This window comes from Corallococcus sp. AB011P, assembly GCF_003611605.1.
In the GTDB taxonomy this organism is placed as follows: domain Bacteria; phylum Myxococcota; class Myxococcia; order Myxococcales; family Myxococcaceae; genus Corallococcus; species Corallococcus coralloides.
Genome location: NZ_RAVX01000002.1, coordinates 750830 through 774237 on the forward strand (window position 1 = coordinate 750830; position 23408 = coordinate 774237).

General features: G+C 71.0%; 22 protein-coding genes. 15 read left to right on the top strand and 7 right to left on the bottom strand.

The features are described from left to right. Window positions 1-22: 22 nt before the first annotated feature. Complete coding sequence (locus tag D7X30_RS08310) at window positions 23-355, bottom strand: YnfA family protein (protein ID WP_120562296.1); 333 nt, start codon at window positions 353-355, stop codon at window positions 23-25. Window positions 356-490: 135 nt separating this feature from the next. On the opposite strand from D7X30_RS08310, the gene D7X30_RS08315 reads away from it, so the two are divergent. The 7 genes from D7X30_RS08315 to D7X30_RS08345 all read left to right on the top strand — a co-directional run bounded on the left by D7X30_RS08315 (window position 491) and on the right by D7X30_RS08345 (window position 8579). Continuing rightward, window positions 491-1222 (top strand): SDR family NAD(P)-dependent oxidoreductase, encoded by a 732-nt coding sequence (locus tag D7X30_RS08315; protein ID WP_120562297.1) that lies wholly within the window; start codon window positions 491-493, stop codon window positions 1220-1222. 57 nt (window positions 1223-1279) lie between these two features. Further along, complete coding sequence (locus tag D7X30_RS08320; RefSeq protein ID WP_233591452.1) at window positions 1280-1819, top strand: TlpA disulfide reductase family protein; 540 nt, start codon at window positions 1280-1282, stop codon at window positions 1817-1819. Window positions 1820-1887: 68 nt separating this feature from the next. Then, complete coding sequence (locus D7X30_RS08325) at window positions 1888-2193, top strand: hypothetical protein (protein ID WP_120562299.1); 306 nt, start codon at window positions 1888-1890, stop codon at window positions 2191-2193. Between the two features lie 196 nt (window positions 2194-2389). Beyond that, window positions 2390-2665 (top strand): hypothetical protein, encoded by a 276-nt coding sequence (locus D7X30_RS08330; RefSeq protein ID WP_120562300.1) that lies wholly within the window; start codon window positions 2390-2392, stop codon window positions 2663-2665. Further along, entirely contained in the window at window positions 2665-4212 is a 1548-nt protein-coding gene (locus D7X30_RS08335; RefSeq protein WP_233591453.1) for an efflux RND transporter periplasmic adaptor subunit, read from the top strand. The genes D7X30_RS08330 and D7X30_RS08335 overlap by 1 nt, the downstream gene beginning before the upstream one ends. Window positions 4213-4219: 7 nt before the next feature. After that, window positions 4220-7366 (top strand): efflux RND transporter permease subunit, encoded by a 3147-nt coding sequence (locus tag D7X30_RS08340; RefSeq protein WP_120562302.1) that lies wholly within the window; start codon window positions 4220-4222, stop codon window positions 7364-7366. Beyond that, a complete protein-coding gene (locus tag D7X30_RS08345) occupies window positions 7353-8579 on the top strand; it encodes a TolC family protein (RefSeq protein ID WP_120562303.1) in 1227 nt (408 codons plus the stop codon). Before D7X30_RS08340 ends, D7X30_RS08345 begins: the two co-directional genes overlap by 14 nt. Before the next feature lie 38 nt (window positions 8580-8617). Here D7X30_RS08345 and D7X30_RS08350 read toward each other — a convergent pair whose 3' ends face one another. Next, on the bottom strand, window positions 8618-9547 hold the full coding sequence (locus D7X30_RS08350) for a TetR/AcrR family transcriptional regulator C-terminal domain-containing protein (RefSeq protein ID WP_120562304.1): 930 nt from the start codon (window positions 9545-9547) through the stop codon (window positions 8618-8620). Window positions 9548-9679: 132 nt separating this feature from the next. Here D7X30_RS08350 and D7X30_RS08355 point away from each other — a divergent pair, with 132 nt between their 5' ends. The 3 genes from D7X30_RS08355 (at window position 9680) to D7X30_RS08365 (ending at window position 11915) form a co-directional block, all read left to right on the top strand. After that, window positions 9680-10888, top strand: coding sequence for an FAD-dependent monooxygenase (locus tag D7X30_RS08355; protein WP_120562305.1), 1209 nt, complete (start codon window positions 9680-9682; stop codon window positions 10886-10888). Between the two features lie 90 nt (window positions 10889-10978). Then, window positions 10979-11359, top strand: coding sequence for a hypothetical protein (locus D7X30_RS08360; protein ID WP_147443138.1), 381 nt, complete (start codon window positions 10979-10981; stop codon window positions 11357-11359). Window positions 11360-11387: 28 nt separating this feature from the next. Then, window positions 11388-11915 carry a hypothetical protein gene (locus tag D7X30_RS08365; protein WP_120562307.1) on the top strand — a complete coding sequence of 176 codons (528 nt, stop codon included), beginning with the start codon at window positions 11388-11390 and terminating at the stop codon, window positions 11913-11915. Window positions 11916-11971: 56 nt separating this feature from the next. On the opposite strand, the gene D7X30_RS08370 is transcribed toward D7X30_RS08365, so the two are convergent. Further along, window positions 11972-13123 carry a BMP family protein gene (locus D7X30_RS08370; RefSeq protein ID WP_120562308.1) on the bottom strand — a complete coding sequence of 384 codons (1152 nt, stop codon included), beginning with the start codon at window positions 13121-13123 and terminating at the stop codon, window positions 11972-11974. A 142-nt stretch (window positions 13124-13265) separates the two neighbouring features. Here D7X30_RS08370 and D7X30_RS08375 point away from each other — a divergent pair, with 142 nt between their 5' ends. Both D7X30_RS08375 and D7X30_RS08380 read left to right on the top strand, forming a co-directional pair. Continuing rightward, entirely contained in the window at window positions 13266-14942 is a 1677-nt protein-coding gene (locus tag D7X30_RS08375; protein ID WP_120562309.1) for an amidase, read from the top strand. Window positions 14943-15008: 66 nt separating this feature from the next. Then, window positions 15009-16109, top strand: a complete 1101-nt coding sequence (locus D7X30_RS08380) for a PE-PPE domain-containing protein (protein ID WP_120562310.1) — start codon at window positions 15009-15011, stop codon at window positions 16107-16109. A gap of 87 nt (window positions 16110-16196) precedes the next feature. Here the strand turns inward: D7X30_RS08380 and D7X30_RS08385 are convergent, their stop codons facing one another. After that, complete coding sequence (locus tag D7X30_RS08385; protein ID WP_120562311.1) at window positions 16197-16598, bottom strand: hypothetical protein; 402 nt, start codon at window positions 16596-16598, stop codon at window positions 16197-16199. A 135-nt stretch (window positions 16599-16733) separates the two neighbouring features. Further along, complete coding sequence (locus D7X30_RS08390) at window positions 16734-17273, bottom strand: nuclear transport factor 2 family protein (protein ID WP_120562312.1); 540 nt, start codon at window positions 17271-17273, stop codon at window positions 16734-16736. Between the two features lie 88 nt (window positions 17274-17361). On the opposite strand from D7X30_RS08390, the gene D7X30_RS08395 reads away from it, so the two are divergent. The 3 genes from D7X30_RS08395 to D7X30_RS08405 are packed head-to-tail and all read left to right on the top strand — an operon-like array spanning window position 17362 to window position 19746. Then, the gene (locus D7X30_RS08395; RefSeq protein ID WP_120562313.1) at window positions 17362-18141 is read left to right on the top strand and encodes an alpha/beta fold hydrolase; all 780 of its coding nucleotides are present in this window, start codon (window positions 17362-17364) and stop codon (window positions 18139-18141) included. Then, window positions 18138-18917 (top strand): ZIP family metal transporter, encoded by a 780-nt coding sequence (locus D7X30_RS08400; protein WP_120562314.1) that lies wholly within the window; start codon window positions 18138-18140, stop codon window positions 18915-18917. Before D7X30_RS08395 ends, D7X30_RS08400 begins: the two co-directional genes overlap by 4 nt. A gap of 28 nt (window positions 18918-18945) precedes the next feature. Beyond that, on the top strand, window positions 18946-19746 hold the full coding sequence (locus D7X30_RS08405) for an SDR family oxidoreductase (protein WP_120562315.1): 801 nt from the start codon (window positions 18946-18948) through the stop codon (window positions 19744-19746). 2 nt (window positions 19747-19748) lie between these two features. Here D7X30_RS08405 and D7X30_RS08410 read toward each other — a convergent pair whose 3' ends face one another. Both D7X30_RS08410 and D7X30_RS08415 read right to left on the bottom strand, forming a co-directional pair. Continuing rightward, window positions 19749-22133, bottom strand: coding sequence for a hypothetical protein (locus D7X30_RS08410; RefSeq protein ID WP_120562316.1), 2385 nt, complete (start codon window positions 22131-22133; stop codon window positions 19749-19751). Between the two features lie 174 nt (window positions 22134-22307). After that, the gene (locus tag D7X30_RS08415) at window positions 22308-23345 is read right to left on the bottom strand and encodes a trypsin-like peptidase domain-containing protein (RefSeq protein ID WP_120562317.1); all 1038 of its coding nucleotides are present in this window, start codon (window positions 23343-23345) and stop codon (window positions 22308-22310) included. Window positions 23346-23408: the final 63 nt, after the last annotated feature.

Here is a 23408-nt window from a genome sequence, read left to right on the forward strand (position 1 = left end):
CCTTCGATGCCCTGGCGCAGGACTACCTGCGAGGCGCCAGGACGATGATCGCCATTCCTGTCAGAGCCACCAGGGCCCCCACGATGTCCCAGGTGCTGGGTCGCTCCCCCTCCACGGCCCACAGCCAGGCCAGGGCCACCGCGATGTAGACACCTCCATAGGCGGCATAGGTCCGCGCGGCCCCCGTGGGGTGGAGCGTCAGGAGCCATGCGAAGGCGGCGAGGCTCACGGCCGCCGGAACGAGGAGCAGCGGAGATCTCCCCTCGCGCAGCCAGAGGTAGGGCAGGTAGCACCCCACCACTTCGGCCACGGCTGTCAGAACGAAGAGGCCCAGGGCTCGCAGGAGGATGAGCATGGGGCACTTCGTTCCATGGTGTGAGGTGCGCCAGCAAGCGCGCCCACAAGGAGCGGTTGGAATGATGCCCTTCCGCTGCATGGCATCGCCAGCCGTACCTGTGCCATCCGTATGCCTATCCAAGGAGGCACACACATGGGCGCATTGGACGGGAAGATCGCGGTCGTCACGGGCGGTGGGACAGGCATTGGCTTCGCCATCGCGGAGCGCTTCGCCAGTGAGGGCGCGGAGGTGGTCATCGCCGGGCGCCGGCAACAGCGCCTGGAGGACGCGGCTGCGAAGATTGGCAAAGGCGTCCGGGGCATCGTCACCGACGTGGGCGACGACGCACAGGTGAAGCGGCTCATCGACTCCGTGCCGCGCGTGGACCTGCTGGTGACGTGCGCGGGTGGGGCCGTGTTCGGCGCGGTGGACAGCGTGCCCTCGCAGTCGTGGCGGGGCCTCTTCAACGACCGCTTCTTCGGCCAGCTCTCCGCCTGCCATTACGCGGTGCCGAAGATGGCCCCGGGCAGCGCCATCATCCTGTGCTCCGGCATCGCGGGTCACACGGCCCTGGTGAACTACGCGGGCGGCGCGGGCCTGTGCGGCGCGGTCAACGCCATGGGCCGCTCGCTGTCCGTGGAGCTGGCGCCCAAGGGCATCCGCGTCAACGTCCTGTCCCCCGGCCTGACGCGCGACACCGCCCTCGACTGGGGCGTCCCGCCGGAGCAGGTCGGCGCGTTCCTGGACGCGCTCGTGAGCAAGGTCCCGCTCAAGAAGCCGGGCACCGTGCGCGACATGGCGGACGCGGCGTACTTCCTCGCCACGTGCGCGTACGCCACCGGTCAGGTCATCGACATCGACGGTGGCTGGACCGCCGGAGCCTGAGCCGGCGCGGATCAGCGTTTCGTTGTCTCTGGCCTTCACTGGAGGCTGACGCTGGTGATGGAAAGGGATTACACCTGCCGCATGCGCTCACCAGAAGAGGAGGCGTCGGGTAGGAGGCAGCGCCGGCCAGGGCGGGCCTCCCTTGCCCTGCTCCTGGTGCTCGCATTCTTCTGCGCCTGCCAGGACGCCGCCCCACCGGGCTATGTGCGGCTGTCAGGCCAGGCTCCCGCGCTCGCGGGCGTACAGGAAGGCCGGGCCCAGCTCATCGTCTTCTGGGCGTCCTGGTGCCCTCCGTGCCGCGAGGAGGCGCCGGGCCTGAGAGCGCTGGCGCGTGCGCCTCCCAAGGGGCTGCGCGTCGTGACCTTCAGTCGCGATGCCTCCATGGCGGAGGTGGCCCGCTACTTTGGAGGCAGCGTGCCTTCGGAGCTCAACCTCCGGATGGACGAGGGTGAGGTGGCCACGGAGGCCCTGGGCGCGGAGACCCTTCCCACCAGCATCCTGGTCGTGGAGGGCCGACTGGTCGCCCGGTTCAATGGCCCCCGGAAGTGGAACGCGCCGGAGATGCGTCGCCTGCTGGAGCGACTGCTGGCGGAGTAGCAGATGTCATCTGCCGGGCCCCGTGTTGACCGGCCCGACAGGGCCCGTATAGGAATGCGTCAGCGCGCATGCTGACCCTCTTCCGACTCCTGGCCGTCCTCCTGGTGCTGACGACGGGCGGCGTCTTCCAGACGCTGGCCTACGCGGCCGGGACGACCAGCGCGTGCGAGGAAGAAGCAGATGAGGAGCAGCACTGCACGGACTGCACGGCTTCGTGCGGGCTGTGTGTCCGCTGCCCCCAGCCGGCGAGTCCCGGGATGGAAGTCCTCCTCCCCGTGCCCCCCGTGCTGGTGTCGGAACCCGCGCCGACCGACGTCGTCCCGCCGGTGCTCTCCCCGCCGCTGACGGACGTCTTCCAGCCTCCCAGAGCCTGACGACGGCCATCGACGGGGGACGTGTGTCCTCTGTCTGGCCCCGGCGCTGTCTTCCGCCTCCCTCATCCAGGTTCCCCTCGCACTGACTGCGCGGGGTTTCACCGCCGCTGCCCTCCATCGCGGAGGAGCCGGCCTGTCCACGTCGGGGCAGGTCCGCGCCTTCGCGCCGGCAAGGGCACGGCAGGAGTCCACATCCATGCGTTCGTTCCGCTCCCTCGCCGTCCTTTCCGTCCTGTCCTTCTCCCTGCCTGTCCTCGCCGAAGAGGCGCCCCCCAAGGCGAAGCCCACCACCACCGCGGATGCCCCGAAGGCCACGTGTGAGCACGGCGTGCAGAAGGCGCTCTGCGCCCGCTGCAACCCGAAGCTGTCCGCCGTCTACAAGGCCAAGGGCGACTGGTGCGAGGAGCACCAGCGGCCCGAATCCCAGTGCGTCATCTGCAATCCGAAGCTCGCCGAGAAGGGGGTGAAGTGATGGCTGCCCGCATCGGCCTGGGAGCGCTCGCCCTCTTCCTCCTCATGTCTGGGGCGGGCTGCACGAAGGCCGCTCCGGCGGAAGTGACGCCCACAGCCGATGCGGGCACTCCTCCGGCCTCGGCGCAGTCCGCCCAGGCCCAGGTGAAGCTGTGTCAACACGGGGTGCCGGCGGAGCTGTGCACCCGGTGCAATCCAGAGTTCGTGGAGGTCTTCAAGGCGCAGGGCGACTGGTGCGAGGAGCACGGCGTGCCGGAGTCCCAGTGTCTCCAGTGCAACCCGAAGCTCACCTTCACGGAGCAGCAGGCGCCGCAGGACTGGTGCAAGGAGCACGGGGTCCCCGAATCCATGTGCACCCAGTGCCATCCCGCGCTGGTGGCGAAGTACATCGAGGCCGGGGACTACTGCCGCGAGCACGGCTTCCCCCTGTCCGTCTGCCCCATCCACCACCCGGAGCTCGCGAAGGGCGCGGGCCGGGAGCAGCAGCTCGCCGCGCCGACGCGCGTGCGACTGGCCTCCGCGGAGACGGAAGCCGACGTGGGCCTGCGCACCCAGCGGGTGCAGCGCGACACGCTGGCGCGAACGCTGGAGGTGGTGGGGCAACTGGACTTCAACCAGAACCGCCGCGCCCAACTGTCCTCCCGCGGCGAAGCGCTCGTCCTGGAGACGCGGGTGGACGTGGGTGACGAGGTGAAGGCCGGACAGCCGCTGCTGATGCTCGCCTCCGCCTCCGTGGGAGAGGGCCAGGCCCAGCTGTCCGCGACGAAGGTCCGGGTGGAAGCCGCGCAGGCGGCCGTCGAGCGCGAGCGGCGCCTCGTCGCCAGGGGCATCTCCCCCAAGCAGGCCCAGGAGTCCGCCGAGGCGGAGCTGGCCGCCGCGCTGGGGGCGGCCGAGAGCGCACGGGCAGCCCTCGGCGCGGCCGGTGCGGCGCCTTCTGGCACGGGGGGACGCTACGCCCTGACGTGCCCCTTCGCCGGCACCGTCGTGTCGCGCAACGCCACCATCGGACGCAGCGCCGCCTCGGGCGAAGTGCTGCTGGAGGTGGCGGACCTCTCCACCCTGTGGGCCCAGTTGGAGGTGCCGGAAGCCGAAGCGGGCGCCGTGCGCGCCGGGCAGCAGGTCCACCTCTTCATCGAGGGCTCTCGCGGGCCACCGCTGGAGGCCACCGTCAGCCGCGTGGGCAACGCGGTGGATCCGCGCACGCGAACGGTGCGCATGCGGGTGGAGCTGCCCAACCCAGACAGGGCCCTCAAGGCGGGCGTCTTCCTGCGGGCGCGCATCCAGGTGTCCGAAGCCCGGGAGATGCTCCTGGTGCCCCGGGCGGCGGTGCAACGCGCGAACGGCAAGAGCCTCGTCTTCATCAAGACGGGGGCCGGCCTCTTCGAGCCCGCCGAGGTGGAGCTCGGCGACACCTTCTCCGACTCCGTGGAGGTGGTGAAGGGGCTCCAGGCCGGGATGGAGGTCGTCACCACGGGCGCCTTCCTCCTCAAGACGGAAATCTTGAAGGACTCCATCGGCGCGGGCTGCTGCGAAGAAGGGGGCGGGTGACCCCACGATGCTGATCCGCACCATCGACTGGTCCCTCAAGCACCGCGGGGTCGTGCTCGCGGGCACACTCGCGCTCATCATCTCCGGTGGCCTCGCCTTCCGGGACCTGCCCATCGACGCACTCCCCGACACCACGCCCACCCAGGTCCAGGTGAACGCGGTGGCGCCGGCCCTCACGCCCGTCGAAGTGGAGCGGCAGCTCACGCTCCCCGTCGAACAGGTCCTCGCGGGCCTGCCGGGCCTGGAGGAGATGCGCTCCGTCTCCAAGTTCGGCCTGGGACAGGTGACGCTGCAGTTCAAGGAGGGCACCGACGTCTGGTTCGCCCGGCAGGTCATCAACGAACGGATGGGGGCGCTGGAGCTGCCCGCGGGCGTGGCGAGGCCGACGCTGGGGCCCGTCGCCACGGGCCTGGGAGAGGTCTTCCACTACCTGGTGAAGAGCCGGACGCGCAGCCTGGAGGACCTGGGGGCGCTCCACGACTGGGTCATCGCCCCGCGGCTGCGCAGCGTGCCCGGGGTCGCGGAGATCAACACCTGGGGAGGCGCGGAGCGGCAATGGCATGTCATCGTCGACCCGAAGCGCCTGCAGCAGTTCGACCTGACGCTCGGCGACGTCTACCGCGCCCTGGAGACGAACAACGCCAACGTGGGCGGCGGTGTAATGGAGCAGGGAGGCGCCGCGAGCCTCGTGCTGGGCGTGGGCGTCCTGGAGGACGGCAAGCAGGTGGGCGAGGTCGTCATCGCCGCCCGCCAGGGCGTGCCGGTGTTCGTGCGGGACGTCGCGCGGGTGGAGGTGGGCCGTGAAATCCGGCGCGGCGCCACCACCGCGGACGCACAAGGCGAGGCGCTGCTCGGACTCGGCTTCATGCTGATGGGAGAGAACTCCCACACCGTGACCGCGGCCCTGGCCCGCCGCCTGGAGGAGGTGAAGAAGGGCCTACCACGGGACGTGACGGTGGAGCCCGTCTACGAGCGGACCGAGCTCGTGGACCTGGTGCTCCACACCGTGGAGAGGAACCTCTTCGAGGGCGCGCTCCTGGTCATCGCGATCCTCTTCCTCTTCCTGGGCAACGTGCGCGCCGGGCTCATCGTCGCCGCGGCCATTCCCCTGTCCATGCTCTTCGCGTTCAACGGCATGCTGCGCTTCGGCGTCGCGGGCACGCTGATGAGCCTGGGCGCCATCGACTTCGGCCTCGTCGTGGACTCCTCCGTCATCCTGGTGGAGAACGCGGAGAAGCGGCTGGCGGAGGCGACGGGGGGACGCAGCATCCGCGAGGTGGTGCGGGACGCGGCCGTGGAGGTGAGAAAGCCCACCCTCTTCGGCGAGCTCATCATCATGGTGGTGTACCTCCCCATCCTCACGCTGGAGGGCGTGGAGGGGAAGCTGTTCCGGCCCATGGCGCTCACCGTCATCTTCGCCCTGCTGGGCAGCGCGCTCATCTCCATGACGCTGATGCCGGTGCTGGCGTCCTTCGCCTTGAAGAAGGGGGCCGCGCACGCGCACCGCGAGCCCTGGCTGGTGCGCGTCCTCAAGCGGCGCTACCAGCCGCTGCTCGACCGGGCGCTCGCGCATCCCCGGTGGGTGCTCGGCGCCGCGGGACTGCTGGTGCTGGGAGCGGGGCTCGCGGCCACGCAACTGGGACGCGAGTTCGTCCCCCGGCTGTCGGAGGGCACCCTCGTCATCAACACCGTGCGACTGGCGGAGGTGTCGCTCACGGAGTCGGTCCGCTACGGGACGCGGATTGAGAAGGTGCTGCTCGCGAAGTTCCCCCACGAGGTGAAGCGCGTGTGGACGCGCACGGGTTCACCCGAGGTGGCCACGGAGACGATGGGCATCGAGCTCGCGGACGTCTTCATCACCTTGAAGCCGCGCGAGCAGTGGAAGCGCGCGGCGACCCAGGACGAGCTCGTCGCGGAGATGAAGGCGGAGCTCGCGGACATGCCCGGCATGCGCATGGCGTTCCTCCAGCCCATCGAGATGCGCGTCAACGAGATGGTGGCCGGCGTGCGGAGCGACGTGGGCATCAAGCTGTTCGGTGACGACCTGGACATCCTCAAGGCCAAGGCGAAGGAGCTGGAGGCCCTGGTGCGCGCCATCCCCGGAGCGACCGACGTCACCGTGGAGCAGGTCACGGGGCAGCCCGTCCTGGAGGTGGCCGTGGACCGCGCGGCCATTGCCCGCTACGGCATTCCCGCGCGCGACGTGCTGGACGTCGTGGAAGCGGTGGGCACCCGGAAGGCAGGCGAGGTGCGTGAAGGCGAGCGCCGGTTCGACCTCGCCGTGCGCCTGGCGGAGGAGTACCGCGAGCAGCCCGCGAAGCTCGCGACGGTGCTGGTCGCGGCTCCGGATGGGTCCCGCATTCCGCTGGGACGGCTGACGACGATGCGCGAGGTGTCCGGCCCCACCACCATCCAGCGCGAGTGGGGCAAGCGGCGCATCGTGGTGCAGGCCAACGTGCGCGGGCGAGACCTGGGCGGCTTCGTCGCGGAGGTGCGCCAGACGCTGGCGGAGAAGGTGGAGCTGCCCGCGGGCTACTTCCTCCGGTACGGCGGGCAGTTCGAGAACCTGGAGCGCGCCCAGGCGCGCCTGCTCATCGTGGTGCCCGTGGCGCTCGCGCTCATCTTCGGGCTGCTCTACCTCACCTATCGCCGCGTGCTGGATTCGCTGCGCATCTTCGTGGGCGTGCCCTTCGCGCTGGTGGGCGGGGTGCTGGCCCTGCTGGTGCGAGGCCTCCCCTTCTCCATCTCCGCCGCGGTGGGCTTCATCGCGCTGTCGGGGGTGTCCGTGCTGGGAGACATGGTGTTGGTGTCCCGGGTGCGCCAGCTGCTCGACCGGGGGACGGCCCTGCAGGTGGCCCTGCGCGAGGCGGCGCTCTCCCGTCTGCGCCCCGTGCTGATGACGTCCTCGGTGGCCGCCATCGGGTTCCTGCCCATGGCGCTCAACACGGGCGTGGGCGCGGAGGTGCAGCGTCCCCTGGCCACCGTCGTCATTGGCGGCCTCCTGTCATCCACCTTGCTGACGCTCGTGGTGCTGCCGGTCCTGTACTCCGTCTTTGGGGCTGGCGCGGATGCCGCACGTGAAGGCGGGCCGAAGCTGGCCGACGATGACGAGGGCGGATTCGAGGACGAGGAGGTGAAACATGTCGCGGTGTGAGCTGCTGGTGTTGCTGCTCCTCGCGCTCCCTGCATCCGCGCAGCAGGCGCCCACGAACGGACTCACGCGGGAGGCAGCGGTCACCCAGGCGCTCGAGCACAGTCCTCGGCTCATCCCCGCCCAGGCGGATGAGGCAGCGGCCCAGGCGCGCCTGAAGGGAGCCCGGCTCCTGCTCCCGTCCAACCCTCAACTGAGCGGCACCGTCGGGCCCCGCCTCACGCACGGCCACCCGGTGGACCTCACCATCGCCGTGAGCCAGCCGCTGGACCTCTTCACCCGCGGCTCGCGTGTCGGCGCAGCGGAGGCGGAGCTGGCGGCGGCCCGGGCGCGACTGGAGTCACAGCGGGTGGAGGTCGCCGCCACGGTCAAGGAGTCCTTCGGGCGCGCCCTGGCGGCGGAGCAGCGACTCCAGTTCGCGGAGCAGGCCCTGTCGCTCGCACAGTCGGCGGTGCGCATCGCTCAGGAGCGGTTCGAGGCCGGCGCCGCGGGCCGGCTGGAGGTGAACACGGCCCGGGTCGAGGTGGGCCGTGCTGGACGGGAGCGAGCGGTCGCCACCCAGGCGCTCGCGGCGGCGCTGGCGGAGGTCCGCGTGCTGCTGGGGATGTCGCCGGAAACGCCGCTGACGCTTTCGGGACAGCTGGCGCTTCCAGCGGGCTTGGAGCCCGTGCCCGAGGACCTGGAGGCCCGGGCCCTGGCGAGGCGCGCGGACCTCCGGGCCGTCCGACAGACCGTGGAGGCCGCGCGCGCGAGCCAGCAACTGGCGTCCCGGCAGGTGCTGCCCACTCCGACGATTGGCGCCAGCTACACCCGTGACGACCGCACGCCCGTGGTCCAGGGGTCGATCGGGCTCACCCTTCCGCTCTTCAATCAGAACCAGGCGGCGCGAGGCGAGGCCGCGGCGGAGGTGCAGCGGGCGCAGGGGTCGCTCACGGCGCTGGAGCGTGCCGTGCGCACCGAGGTCGCGTTGGCGGCGGCCCGCTACCGGACCGCGCGGGTCGCCGCGGAGCTCTACGCCGACGACGTCGTCCAGGCCCTGGAGGAGAACCTGGAGCTGTCGATGGAGGCCTACAGCGCCGGCAAGCTGAGCTTTACCGAGCTCCTCATCCTCCGCCGGGAGAGCCTGGAGGCCCGGCGTGGACACATCGAGGCGCTCGAGGAGCTCAACGCCGCCGCCGCCGGGCTGGACCGCGCGCTGGGAACGACCGCACCGTGAAATGGTTCACGGTGAAGGCCCCTCGTAAGCCGTGAGCCTCAGCGTGGCTTCGCGAGGCCGGTCCTCCTCGCGAGCCGCGCCTCCAACCCGTCGAGCCACACGCGCAAACCCAGTTCGAACAGTTCATCGAAGTCGAGGTCGAACCCCGGGCGCAGGCCGACCAGCACCTTCTCGAAGTGCGGGAAGCGCCCCGACGTCGCGACCCGGAGGAAGGGGGCCAGGTTGCGCTGCATGAACTCCTCGTCGTTCATGCCGGACTGCGCGACGGCGTCCGCCTCGGATTCGAGGTTGACCGCGATGCCCTGCACGAACGCGTGGAGCAGCACGTGGACACGCATCGCCTCCTGCGGCTGGAGCCGCGCTTCCGTCAGTGCTCGCAGGACCCAGTCCGCGAACGCGAGCGCGTTCTCCTGCGGCTGGGGCCGGGTGAGGTTCACCACTCGCGCGAGCCAGGGATGGCGCTTGAAGACTCGCCACTCCAGCCTCGCGGCCAGCTCCAGCTGCGCGCGCCACCCTGGCGGTGGCTTCGCCGGCAGCGGCTCCTCCGCGAATGCGACCTCCGCCATCATGAAGAGCAGCACGTCCTTGCTCGCCACATGGCGGTAGAGCGACATCACGGGCAGGCCCAGCTTCGCCGCGACCCCACGGATGGACAGCGCCGGCAGACCCTCGTCATCCGCCACGGTGATCGCCGCGCGCACGATGCGCTCGCGTGTCAGGTCCGCCGAGCCCCGCGTGGCGCCGGTCCGGGACGGACCTCCCGCGACAACCGTCCCGACGCGCGGCACGGCCTTCACGACGCCTTCCTGCGCCAGGGTTCTCAACGCATGCGCCGCCGTACCGAGCGCGACCTTCCATTGCCGGGCCAGCTCCCGCGTGGAGGGCAGCCGGTCCCCGGGCTGTAACGTCCCGGTGCGCAACTGCCGTTTCACGTCGTCGACGATGCGCTGGTACGGAGCGAGGGCCATGGCCTCCTGTACTAGTACAGACAGCGCGCGGGCGCAGACCCTGCCCCGCGCATTCCGCCTGAGCTAGTACACCTGGAAACATCGTCAGGGGTCCCGTTGTGGAGGGCAACACGTGCGTACACCGTACGCACCATGACCCGACCCCACGTCCTCGTCGCTGGAGCAGGAATCGCAGGCCCGTCCCTCGCATGGTGGCTCTCCCGGCGAGGCTGGCGAATCACCATCGTCGAACGCGCCCGCGCGCTGCGCACCGGCGGGCAGGCCGTCGACTTCCGGGGGCCCGTGCACCGCGCCGTGCTGGAGCGCATGGGGCTGTGGGAGGCCATCCACGAACGGCGGACGCGGCTGGGCACACAGGCCTTCGTCGACGCCACGGGCCGGACGCTGGCGGAGGTCCCGGCGTTGATGATGAGCGGCGATGTGGAGCTTCAACGCGGCGACCTCTGCCAGCTGCTCTTCGAGCGCACCCGTGAGCAGGTGGAGTATCGCTTCGGGGACAGCCCCACCACGCTCCACGAAACGCCCGACGGCGTGGAGGTCGGGTTCGAGCAGCACGCCCCTCAACGCTTCGACCTGGTGGTGGGGGCGGATGGGTTGCGCTCGAACGTGCGCTCGCGCGTATTCGGTGGGGATGACGGCCACCTGAAGCACCACGGATTCCGCGTCGTGGGATGCACGCTGCCGAACGTGCTCGGCCTGCGACGGCAAGGCGTCATCTACAGCGAGCCCGGCCGAGGCGTGTGTGTCACCAGCGCCCGCGCCGAGGACGAAGCCCGCGCGCTGTTCGTGTTCACCGGCGCGCCCCTCGGCCCTCAGGAGCGGTCCCCGGACGTGGCGCGCGATGCGGTGGCGACGGCCTTCTCTGGCGCGGGCTGGAGGACCGCCCGGCTCGTAGAGGCGCTGCGCGGGGCGGAGGACCTCTATTTCGACGCCATCAGCTCCGTCCGCCTCCCACGCTACTCACACGGGCGCGTGGTGCTGCTGGGAGACGCGGCCTGGGGCGGCACGCTGGGAGGACAGGGCACACCCATGGCGATGATGGGCGCATACGTGCTCGCGGGGGAATTGCTCGCGAGCCCGGAGGCGCATGCCCAAGCCTTCGCACGCTACGAGTCCCGGCTCCGGCCCTACGCGACGAAGTGCCAGGAAGGCGCGAGCCACGTGGGCGGGTTCTTCGCGCCCCGCACCCGGGCCGGCCTGTTCCTGCGCAATCACATCTATCGACTGCTCACCACGAAGCCGCTGGAGCGCGTGTTCGAGAAGATGGTCACCCACGCCGCCACCGGGTTCGTGCTGCCGGAGTACGCGGAGGCCTTCACGCCCCAGACCGGCGGCCGATGAAAACTAGAAAGCCGCCCATCCCGTGGCATATCCCCGCACGCCTGGAGTACCCAGGAACAACCGTTTATCCAACAGAGAGAAGGAGTCCGCATGAAGAAGACGGGAATGATGTGGGGTCTGTGTGTCGCGATGGGTCTCTCCGCCATCAGCTTCGCCGGCGAGAAGTTCAGCTCTTCGGTCTCCGTTGACGCCACGGCCCGTCGTTTCAGCGGAAACCTGGGGACGGCCCGCAACGGCTCGGACAGCTTGTCGTACATGTGGTGTGCTTCCACCGGGTCGGGGGTCGGCTGGTGCAACGCGAGGGATGCCTCTGGCGTCACCGTGAGCTGCTCGACCAGTGATGCCGGCATGCTCGCGACGATCCGCTCGCTGAACTCGGATTCGCGCCTTGAGGTTCTCTACGACAACGTGGGGGCGTGCACGTACATCTACGTCGCCACCGGTTCTCACTTCGAGACCAAGGGCCCGTGAGCCTCCCGCGTTGAAGGCACCCCGCGCCATGTTTCCACTCAGCCGCACGCTCGTCGTGCTCAACCTGATGTTCTTCGGCGCAGGGCTCGCCCTCTTCGTGCAGGGCCAGCGCGCCTCCGAAAACAACCGGGAGCTTGAGACCCGGTTGGAGCGGATGGAGGGACGCCTCGACCAGCTGCTCTCGCAGCGCCAGGCTCCCGCCGTGGCGCTGTCCGGTGCGCCCTCCCCCGCACTGCCCTCGGACCTGGAGGCACGCATCGAGCAGGCTGTGAGCCGCGCGTTGCAGGCCCAGGCGCCCCATGCCCCGCCCCGGGAGGACCCGGCCCCCCAGGAGCCCCCCGCGCCAGACACGCGGAACGCCGAGGCCTGGGCCCGCGGCAACGAGGTGGTGGAGCGGGCACTCTCCGCACGCAGGTGGGGAGATGCCCAGGCGCGCGAGCTGGCGGCGTCCGTGCCCTCACTCACGCAACAGCAGCAGCTGAACCTCCTGCGCCGGCTCAGCGTGGCCATCAACGAGGGCCAGCTGAAGGTGGAGACTCTCGGGCCGCCCTTCTAACAGGACAGCCGAAGCGGTTCTTGAGCCAGCCGGACTGCACTGGCGGGGGCCCGTGTTCAGGGATTGGCGCCAGCGGCCTGCGCGGCGTCGGGCTGCGTGGGCACCTTCAGCTCCCCGGAGATGACACGGGCCCGGAGCGCCTCCACCGTGCGCAGCGCCTCCGCCTTGCCCGGGAAGTCCAGGCGCACGGGCGCCAGCCCCATGCCTCCCTCCTTCAACCCGAGCGAGACATTGCCACCCTGGAAGCGCCCCTGGCGCTGCTCGCGGATGGCTTCGTAGACCACCAGGTCCACGTGTTTCACTACGGCGGACAGCACCGCCTCCGGCGCCAGGTCGGACGGGTCGGAGTCCACGCCAATCACAGACACGGCCTTGCCGGCTTCGCGCGCCTCCTTCACGGCCTGGATGGCGCCCAGGCCGTCCACGCCGGCCGCCGCGAAGATGATGTCCGTGTTCTTGAGCAGCAGGTCCTGCCCCACCTGCTTGCCCAGGGCGAAGTCCGTGAAGCTGCCGGTGTAGTTCACCAGCACCGTGGCGTTCGGGTTCGTCGCGGCCACGCCAGCCCGGAAGCCGGCTTCATAGCGCTGCACCAGGGGAATCTTCATCCCGCCCACCATGCCCACCCGGCCCGTCTTCGTGACGAGCCCGGCCAGCGCGCCCGCGAGGAAGCAGCCCTCCTCCTCGCGGAACACCACCGTGCGCACGTTGGGCAGCGTGATGGCCCGGCCCTGCGCGTCCAGGAGCGGGCTGTCCACCAGCAGGAAGGGCAGAGAGGGATTGCGCCGGGCCACCGTCTCCACGGCGTTCTCCAGCATGAAGCCCACGCCCATCGCCAGCGACACGCGCTGTTCCGCGAGCAGTTGGAGGTTCGGCTCGTAGTCCTCCGCCACGCGGCTCTGGAGGACCACCGGCGTGATGCCCAGCGGAATCATCTCCCACCCGCGCGACGCCACGTCCGGCGCCAGCGAGGCCTGCCGCTCGGACGCGGTTGCGTCCTGATAGCCCGCCTTCTCGTATTTCACTCCCCCGGCCCACAGCTCCAGTCCACGCAAAGCGGAGTCGTTGAAGGCATGGTCGCCCCGGCCTCCCAGTCCCAGCACCAGGCCGATGGTGGGCTTGGAAGGCGCGGCGGGCGCCTCCTTCTTGCAGCCGGTGACGGTCGCCAACAGACACAGGACGAAGGAGAAGATTCGGCGGCGCGGGCTCATGACACCGCGGAATGTATCACGCGCCCTCCAGCACGTCGGATGACGGCGGAGCAGCTCAGGTTTGCGTCAGCGTCACGGGCCCGTCTTCGATCATCGCGTCGAACAGGTCGCGCCCGGTCGGCCTCACGCTAGGCTGTGGCGCATGACCTACCGACGCGCACCGGTGAAGGCTCCGCGACTCTCTGGCATGGCCCTCAAGGCCATGGTCAACACGTTGGAGCGGGGCGGCGTAGGCCCGGCACTGGTGGAGAAGTTGATGCGGGACAGCGGCATCGAGCAGTGGCGCGAGCTGTCCGCCGGCGATGCTCCGCCCATCCAGTACCCGTTGCCTCCGGGTGCGCCGCCTTCCGAATCACAGACACCGGTGGAGCAGGCCGCGCGCGCCGCCGCCGCGTCGCCCGTGACGCCGAAGCAGGAGTCGGTCGCGGCGTTCGCTCGCGCCTACCGGGACGGGAGCACGGATCCGGTGGCCGTGGCGCGCAAGGTCCACGAGGCGATTGAACGGCTGGACGTCGGTGTGGACCGCCTGGGGCTCTTCATCGCTCGCAAGCCGGAGGAGGTGCTGCGGGCGGCGGAGGCTTCCGCGGAGCGGCTGCGCGCGGGCACCCCCTTGAGCGTGTTCGACGGTGTGCCCGTCGTCATCAAGGACGAGCTGGACCTTGCGGGCTTCCCCACGACGCTGGGCACCACGTTCCGCACCGAGCCGGCCCAAGCCGACTCCACCGTGGCCGCCCGGTTGAAGGCCGCGGGCGCGGTCATCCTGGGCAAGGCCAACATGCAGGAGATTGGCATCAACCCCATCGGGTTGAACCCGCACCACGGCGCCGCGCGCAACCCGTGGAACCGGGGTCACATCACCGGTGGCAGCTCCAGCGGCTCCGGAGCCGTGGTGGCGGCGGGCTTGTGTCCGGTGAGCATTGGCGCGGACGGCGGCGGCTCCATCCGCATCCCCGCCGCGCTGTGCGGCATCGTCGGCCTCAAGGCCACCTGGGGCCGCATCCCGGAGACGGGTGTGCCCCCGCTGTGCTGGAACGTGGCGCACGTGGGCCCCCTGGGCCTCACCGTCGACGACGTCGCGGCGGCGTATGCGATTGTGGCCGGACCGGACGGACACGACGTCGTCGCCCGGCAGCAGCCTCCGCATCACCTGTCTGGCTTTGAAGACGGCGCGTTGAAGGGCATCCGGCTGGGAATCTGCACGCCCTACTTCGAGGACGCGGACGCGGACGTGGTGGCTCGCTGCCGCGAGGCCGTGCGCGCCCTCACCGACGCGGGCGCCACGGTGGTGGAGCTTCCCGCGCCGGACCTGAACACCATCCTCTGGACGCACAGCTGCATCATCCTGAGCGAGATGGCGGAGGCGATGTTGCCGCAGGTGAAGACCCGCGCGTCCGTGTTCGGGCTCGACTCGCGCACCAACCTGGCGCTGGGGCGTCACTTCCGGGCCACGGACCTCATCCACGCCCTGCGGCACCGGCACCGGCTGACCCGCGAGCTGCTGGCGCTCATGGCGGACGTGGACGTCATCGTCACGCCGACGACGGCCAGCACCGCGCCCGCCATCCCCGAGGCGACGCTCCCCGCCGGCGAGTCGAACCTGCCGGTGGTGGACGCCCTGATGCGCTTCATCCGTCTGGCGAACCTCACCGGCTGCCCTGCCCTCTCCGTGCCCGCGGGCTTCGACCGCGCCGGCCTGCCCGTGGGCGTGCACCTCATGGGGCGCCCCTACGAGGAGCACCTGCTGCTGCGCCTGGGCCGCGTGGTGGAGCGCGCGACGGAGCACCGCACGCCGGGCATCCACGTCAGCGTTCTGCCCTGATCGGGACAACTCTTCTTCTCATCTCCCGATAACCTTCTCGAACCACGAGCACGGAAGGTCCGGGACATGTCCATCGACGGAGTGGGAAGAGGCGGAGTCCGGCAGGTGACGCCGCGCGCCGTGGAGGAGCAGTCCGGTCCCGTGGCGAAGAACGCGCTCGCGCGCCCTCTGGCGGCCAAGGACGTCTTCGAGGCGAAGCGCGCCTCCTCCCCCACCCCGGGCAACGCGAACCTGCCGCCCATCCAGTCCAACACGGGCACGGTCCAGGCCGGCACGGTGCAGCTGGATGAGGCGACGAAGGTGGCCCGCGGCGCGCTGAAGATCGACTCGAGCGCGGATCCGAAGACCTACGACGGCATGTACCTGGGCTCGGACGGCTACGCCTATCCGCCGGACAAGTTCTCCGTCTCGGAGGTGCCGCCGTTCAAGCCGGAGAAGCCCATCGCCTCCCCGACGCCGACGACGTACCACGTCAACGGCATCCTCACGCAGCCGCAGGGAGACGGGAACGCCACGGGCGAGGCCCAGAAGCTGGCGAACGAGTCGGGCACCAACGTGGTGCCCATCTACAACGCCACGGAGGGACTGCCCGCGGACGTGACGCAGACGGGCCTGGACCGGCTGGGCCTCGGAGACAACAAGGCGGCCCAGACGCTGGCGGACGCCATCTACAGGGACTTGCAGGCCGGCAAGAAGGTCAACGTCACCGGCTACAGCCAGGGTGGCGCCATCGTGTCGAGCGCGCTGCGCGAGGTGGACAACCGCATCAAGGACGACATGGGCGGCTTCTGGGGAAACCTGCCCATCTTCGGCGACGGCAACCGCGACAAGCGCGAGGCGCTGCTCGGGAACATCAACGTCTCCACCTTCGCGGGCGCGGGCAAGACGTTCCCGGACGGGCCCAAGTACACCTTCTACGTGAACAAGCAGGACCCCGTGCCCACGTGGCTGGGCACGCACGCGTTCAACCCGGTGACGGACATCGTCAGCGGCATCGCGTCCGGCCTCTTCCCCGGCATCGGCATCCTCAACGGCGGCCCGTCCACCCAGTATCCCGAGGGCGCCACCATCCACACCTTCGACTCCCCCGGGAACGGCGAGGTCTTCGCCCTGGACGGCAAGCACGGCATCGACACGTACCTGAACAACATCCAGGACGCGGTCTGAAGCCACCGGGGCGCGGTGCCGCCCCGGGCCGGCGTGATCCCTTCAGTCGTGGTGGCGTTCCGCGAGCTCTGGCTGCGGATCAGGGGCTCACGGCGAGGCGGGCGCCTGCTCCTCGTTCCGCATCCGGTTGGGCCGGCGCTCGGGGACGGGAGCGACTCCGCCCACCCACTCCCAGTCCATGCCGTTCCATGACTGTTCGCACCAGCGCAGGTCCGTGGCCAGCTCGCGCGCCTTGGTCCCGTGGGGGATGAGCGCCCAGCCCAGGCGGGACTGCTTGCACTCGCCGCTCTTGAACTTCAGCAGCCGGCGCTGACCCTGGGCCTCGGCGCGCTCCGCTTCCCAGAGCGCCTGGTTCCGGAGGCCGTCGCCCTGCGCATCCACGCCGTTCCACTCACACCACGCCTGAACGTCCTTCAGTCGGACCAGCTTCGATCCCCGGGAGAGTTCCGTCACGGCCGCGACGAGAAGGTCGGGGGTGATGACACGCATGCGTTGGGGCCTCCGGTACAGAGCGGCGAAGGACCCCAACGTACAGCGTAGGAAATGGCGGAGGGCCTCAGCTCCGCCATGCGTTTGTCATGGTTCTGTCATGGAGCGCGGCCATGACGCAGGCGGGCATCGCGATCAGGGCTTCTTCGCGGGCTGGGCTGCCGGCGCGGGCGGTGTGGCGGGCTTTGCCTTGGAGTACGTGGCGATGCGGTTCGTCACCTCGCCCATCAGGTCGTTGGGGATGGGGACGGAGAGGTTGTACTGGGCGATCTTCCAACCGGCCGCGTCCTTCACCAGCACGCCGCTGCCGCGCGCGGGGCCCAGGTTGGGCGTGTCCAGCGCCTCGTCGAACCAGGCGACCTGGCCGTCCTTGGAGAAGAACACGTTGCGGGACACCGACTTGAAGGACCACGCCTTGCCCTTGGAGAAGTAGGGCTTCGACCACGCGCGGAACTGGTCCACCGTCCAGCGCTCCTCGCCGTCCGTGCCCATGAAGACCGCGTCCGGCGTGAAGAAGGAGAAGTAGCGCGCCTCGTTGGCCACCGCCGCCGCGCGGTGCCAGTCGTCCAGCACCGTGGTCACCGCGACCTTCGGGTCGGCCGGGGCCTGGGCCGCGGCCGGAGCAGCGACGGGGTTGGCGCCGAGCGCCAGCAACAACCAGGAGACGGATGCCATCGGGTTCACCTCGACGAAAGGGGGGTTCGCGGTATGAAGCGGCAGGCGTGCCCCCAGGTCAAGGCATGCGACACAAGGCGGTGGTGGCGTGGTGCTCGAAAGTTTTCAGGTGGGCACGGGTGATGTGCTCACGGTGATGTTGCACGGCTTCCTCGGCACGGGCCGCAACTTGCGCTCGCTGGCCGTCGCGTGGACCCAGGCTGATCCGCGCCGCCGCATCCTCCTGCCCGACCTCACCGGCCACGGCACGTCCCCCGCCCTGCATCCGGACGCGGACCTGACCACGCTCGCGCGCGACGTGGTGGACACGCTCGACGCGCAGGGCTTCACCGGCGCCGTGGACTGGGTGGGCCATTCACTGGGCGGCCGCGTGTCCCTGGCCGCCAGCCTGGAGTCCTCCGAGCGCGTGCGCAGCGTGGCGCTGCTCGACATCGCGCCCGGGCCCGTGCCGCTGAACCTGTCGGACAGCGGCTATGTCCTGGACATCCTCCTGAAGGCCCCGCCGCGCGCGGACAGCCGCAAGGACCTGCGCGCGAACCTCATTGGCAACGGCCTGTCGGAGGCGCTGTCGGACTGGCTCCTCATGAACCTCACGCCCGACGGTGACGGCGTGCGCTGGCGCTTCGACCGCGACGCGCTCCTCCGGCTCCACCGCCGCGTCAACGGAGAGGACCTCTGGCCCGCGGTGGAGCGCCCCGTGCATCCGCCCCTGCGCTGCATCCGCGGCGGGCGCAGCCGGTACGTGTCCGATGAGAGCGCCCAGCGCCTGGAGGACGGCGGCTGCCCCGTGGCCTTCCTCCCGGACGCCGGCCACTTCGTGCACGTGGACAGTCCCCAGGGCGTGCTCGCGTGGCTGATGGCCCCATGATGGATACCCAGACCGTCCTGCTCGTCTTCATCGCGGTGGGGCTGGACGGCCTGGCCGGGCTCGCGGGCGGAGTGCTGTCCGAGCGCTGGCTGCAACGGCGCCTGCCCGCGCTGGTGGCCTTCGCTGCCGGCACGCTCCTGAGCGCGGTGTTCCTGGAGGTGCTGCCGAAGGCGGTGGAGGCCAAGGGCGACGCGGCCTTCGCGTGGGCCTTCGCCAGCTTCGTCGTGCTGACGCTCATGGAGTGGGCCCTGGGCCATCACCATCACGACGCGGAGGCCGCCGCCGGACACGCGCACGGCCATCACGCCCACCCGGTCTCGCCCACGCTGCCCACCGCGCTGCTCGCATCGGATGCGTTGCACAACGTGGGTGACGGCGCGGCGGTCGCGGCGGCCTTCCTCGTTTCGCCGGAAGCGGGCTTCGCCACCGCGTTCGCCGTCATCGTCCACGAGCTGCCGCAGGAGGTGGGCGACTACGCGCTCCTGCGCGCCGCGGGGTGGACTCGCGCGAGGTCGCTGGTCGCGCTGGGCGCGGTGCAGCTCACCGCCGCGGTGGGCGCGGCGGGCGTGCTGCTGGGCACCCGGTACCTGCCCTCGCTCCAGGGCACGGTGCTGGCCATCGCCGGAGGCTCGTTCCTCTACATCGGCGCGGTGGACCTGCTGCCGGAGCTGCGCCGGGGTCCGGACACGCGCCAGCGCGTGGTGGGCTTCCTGTGCGGGCTGCTGCTCATTGGCGGGCTGCACTTCGCGGAGCGGTTCGCGGGAGGCCATGGCTGAAGGGCCGCGCCCCTGAGAGGATGGGGCCATGCAAGCAAAGACCGTGATTGTCACCGGTGCCTCCGCGGGCATCGGCGAGGCGCTGGCGGTGGCCCTGGCCGGCCGGGGCGCGAACGTGGCGCTGGCGGCGCGGGATGCCCAGGCGCTGGAGCGCGTGAAGGCGAAGTGCGAGGCCGCGGGCGGCAAGGCGCTGGCCGTGCCCACCGACGTGGGCGACCCGGAGGCGTGCCGCAGCCTGGTGGAGCGCACGGTGGAGGCGTTCGGCGGCGTGGACGTGCTCGTCAACAACGCGGGCATCACCATGCACTCGCGCTTCGAGGACGTGAAGGACCTGGGCCTCTATGAGCGCCTCATGCGCATCAACTACCTGGGCGCGGTGCACTGCACCTTCCACGCGCTGCCGCATGTGAAGGCTCGCAAGGGATTGCTCGTCGCCGTGTCGTCGCTGACGGGCAAGACGGGCGTGCCCATGCGCACCGGCTACGCCGGCAGCAAGCACGCCATGCAGGGCTTCTTCGATTCGCTGCGCATCGAACTGTTGGGCACCGGCACGGACGTGCTCGTGGTGTCACCGGGCTTCGTGGCCACGGACATCCGCGCGCACGCGCTGGGTCCGGAGGGCCAGCCCCTGGGACAGAGCCCTCGCGACGAAGCGGGCCCCACCATGGACGTGGACACCTGCGTGGCCCTCATCCTGAACGCCATGGAGCGCCGCGAGCGCGAGCTGGTGATGACGCTCACCGGCCGCGTGGGGCTGGTGCTCAAGCTGGTGGCGCCCGCGCTGGTGGACAAGCTGGCCGCGCGCGCCATCCGCGGCAAGAAGGCCTGACGCTACTTCTCCAGCCGCGACACCATGCCCCACAGGCCGTCGAAGGTGGCGTTGCCCACCTGATGCAGGCCGAAGCCCCAGAGGAAGGCGGTCATCCACGCGCCGGAGCCGCCCCACGTGGGCGCGAAGACGTCCAACACCTGGAGCCCCAGCAGCACCGCGATGATGGACATCATCCCCAGCACCGCGAGCTCCACCTTCCACAGGTCCCTCGATCGCGGCAGGGGAATCCAATCCAGGTTCACCAGCGCGTCGGTGCTCGCCTTGGTGGACGACGGCGGCAGGGGGGAGAGGTTCCCGGTGGCGGGCCCGCCGGGCAGCGGCGATGCCGGTGGCGGCGGCGACTCCATGGCCGGCTGCGAGAAGGGGTCCAGCGTCACGGCGGAGGGAACGGACTCCAGGGCCAGCCGGCCGCCCGTGGACACCGGGGGCGGAGGGAGCGTGACGTGGCGCGCGAAGTCCTCTCGGGCGGCGCGGTACTCCGCCGCGGCCAGGTTCGCTTCGCCCTTGTCCAACTGCTCGCGCGCCGACGCCAGCCGCGCGTCCACCGCGGTCCGCCAGTCCGCCAGGGTGTCCAGGCCACCGCCGGCCTGGGCTTGGAGCTGCGTCAGCGCCTCCTCCAGGTTGTCCACCAGCTCGCGCAGGTACAGCGCGTGCGCGGACTGGTAGTAGAGGTACGCCTCGTCCACGCTGGCGGACATGCGGGCCCGCGCCCGGGCCAGCTGTTCGCCCACGCGCAGGCGCAGCGCCGCCCACTCCTCCTGCGTGAAGCCGCCGGGCAGCTCCTTCGCGGTGAAGGCGTCCTCCAGGTCCGTCAGGAGGATTTCGAGGAACGCCTCGCGCGCGGTCTCCACCAGCCGGCGCGACGCCTCCAGGTCGGGCCCCGGCAACTGCTGACGCGCGCGCAGCACGTACAGGGGCAGCTCGCCCTGGAGCCGGCGGCTGACGGGGTCATCCCCGCGCTGGGAGGACAGCGTCCGCGACTGCTGCTCCAGCTCCGTCAGCCGCGCCTCCAGCACCGCGCGGGCCACCGCCTCCAGGTCGAGCGTGCGCAGCAGCTGCGCCTGTTCGGTGAAGTCCGCGGACGTGGCCTGATCATTCTGGAGCAGCGTCTCCACCGCCTTGAGCTTGCGCTCCGCGTCCAGCAGCGCCACGCCCTTGAGCCCCTCCAACTGCCGCAGCAGCACGGACCAGAGCGAGAACAGCTGGAGGCGCGCCTCGAAGAGGGCGAGCACGGAGTCCTGCACGACGAGCCCGCTCAGCGGCCGCTGGATGTCCGCGAGGAGCGCGTCCACCTGACGGCGCAGCGACGCGGCCACGGTGGCCTCGCGCTCCAGCGGACGGGCGGGCACCAGCGATTGCAGCTTCTGGCGCGCGGCCTCCGCGCGGCTGCGCAGGTTCACGCGCGGGCGCACGCGCTGCACGTAGAAGCGCACCGCCGCGGACGTCACCACGCCCAGGAAGATGAGGAACGCGCCGAACATCGCGGGCGTCTTCACCCAGACGGTGAAGGCCTGCTCCACCGCCGCGCCCTCCGGCACGAGCAGCCGCACCGTGCCGGTGTACTCGCCGGACTCCGGCAGGTCGTCCACGTCCAGGCTCAGCAGGCCGGTGCCGTAGGCGGGCACCTGGAGGATGCCCTCCTTCCCCGAGCCCTGCGGCTGGCCATCCGGTCCGCGGAAGAACCACTTCGCGTCCTGCGCCTGAACGGGCGCCGCACCGTCTCCCGAGCCGCTCGCCCTGCGGTCCAGCTGCACCACCGCCGCGGGCCCCACCGCGCCGCCCACGCCCGCCGTCTCCCGGAAGGTCAGCCGCACCGTGGCCTTGCCGGAGAACGGCCCCAGCGTCCAGCCGCGCGCGGGGGCCACCGGATAGAACTGCACCGTGGGCGCCACCGCCACGCGCCGCACGACGAGCGGGATGACCTCCCGCACGCCGTCACCCAGGAGCACCACGCGACCGTGATAGTCGCCGGCCGCGGGCAGGTCCGCGGACAGCGTCACCGTCACCGGCTGTCGCACGGAGATGGGCACCTCCGCCGCGCCTTCCGTCGTGCCCACGCGCACCGTCACCGGCGCCTGCGTGCCGTCCGCCGCGAGCAGAGGATCCACCAGCACCGTCACCCGCGTGGCCTCCGCGCCCGCGTCGCGCGGTGAGTCCGGAGCCGCTTCCGTGGGCGTGGGCAGCAGGTCCACGCGCAGCACCGTCTCCAGGTGGGCGGTGGACGTGCGCAGGCGCACCTCGTTGTTGGAGGACAGGCCCGCGAGGCCGAAGCGCGGCGCCGCGCCCGCGAGCATGGGCAGCAGGCACAACACGGTGCACATGAGCCACGCGCTGGCGTGGGACAGGACCTTCGCGGCCAGGGTGCTTCGAGCGGGAAGGCTCATGCGCGGGGACGATAGCAGTCCCCTCCTCCGCGCTCGCATGCGCGTCCACGCGTGCGGATCCGAGGGCTCGTCACAGGGGTGTAGCAGCCGTGCTTCCAGGCTCGCTGTTGGCGGCGCACCGCACGAACCTGTCCGACAGTCGGACAGGTTCTGGAAGACCGGGGCCCGGCCTCGTCACTCCCAGCCCAGGCGGCGCAGCACGCCCCCGGACAGGCTCGCGCGGATGGTGTCCAGGGGGATGCCCTCGTCGTCCTCGGCGGATTCGTGGCCGGGGCGCGGATCTCCACTGTGATGCAGCGCGACCAGCTCCAGGTCCGGCGTGAAGCACGGCGACCCGGACGAGCCCGGGTGCGTGTTGGTGCAGTACGTGACTCGCGTCTGGGAGCGGTTGACCGCCTGGAACGTGTCCAGCGCCACCTGCATGGGCCGCCCCTTCGGGTGCTGCACCACGAGCGCCAGCGCGCCGGGCGCGAACGCCGTGGGCGACGACGGGGCCAGCGGGACGAAGCCGCGCGGCCGGTCCCCCATCCGGTCCTCGCCGGGGGCGTCCTGAATCTGCAGGAAGGCGTAGTCCAGCTCGTCGCGCGTGGCCTCGCGCGGGCGCGGGTGCATCAGGTCCGCCGGGCTGTGCGGACTCTGCGCCAGGCACGCCGTCACCGCGTACACCCGGCCCGGGTGCACCGCGATGCGGTCCGGCAGCACCTTCAAATCGAAGCGCACGCGCAGCGCCTCCAGCAGCCGGTGCTCGATGACGTGCGAGTTCGTCAGGACGATGTCCGGCGCTACCAGGAAGCCCGTGCCCAGCGCGCGGCCGCCTTCCAGCTCCACGCGGCACACGCGCCGCGACAGCGTGGTCAGCCGGTCGCGCCAGGCCTGCGGCGTCAGCGCCAACCTGGACTGCTGGACGATGCGCGCCAGGGCACTGCCGGACACGCTGCGCTGCACGGAGGACAGGTAGCTCTGCAGGAAGCGGCGGATGCGCGGATGGCCCGGCGCCGCCGCGTGCGCGCCGCGCACCAGCACGTCCGTCCACCCCTCCGCCTCCGCGGTGCGCACGAGCGCCCGAGCCCGCGCCGCCCCCTCCCGCTCGACGGGGGGCACCAGGCTGCGGCCGCATTTCACCTCGACCATCCGGAGGAGTTCCTCCACCGAGGTGAACGCGCCCAGGAGGGCGTGGGTCAGTTCCTCCTGTTCGGAGCCTTCAAGCTCCATCCAATTCCTCGCTGCCGCGCGCAAATGCATCTCCGCCGTGCACCCTGAAGTGTACGCACGCTG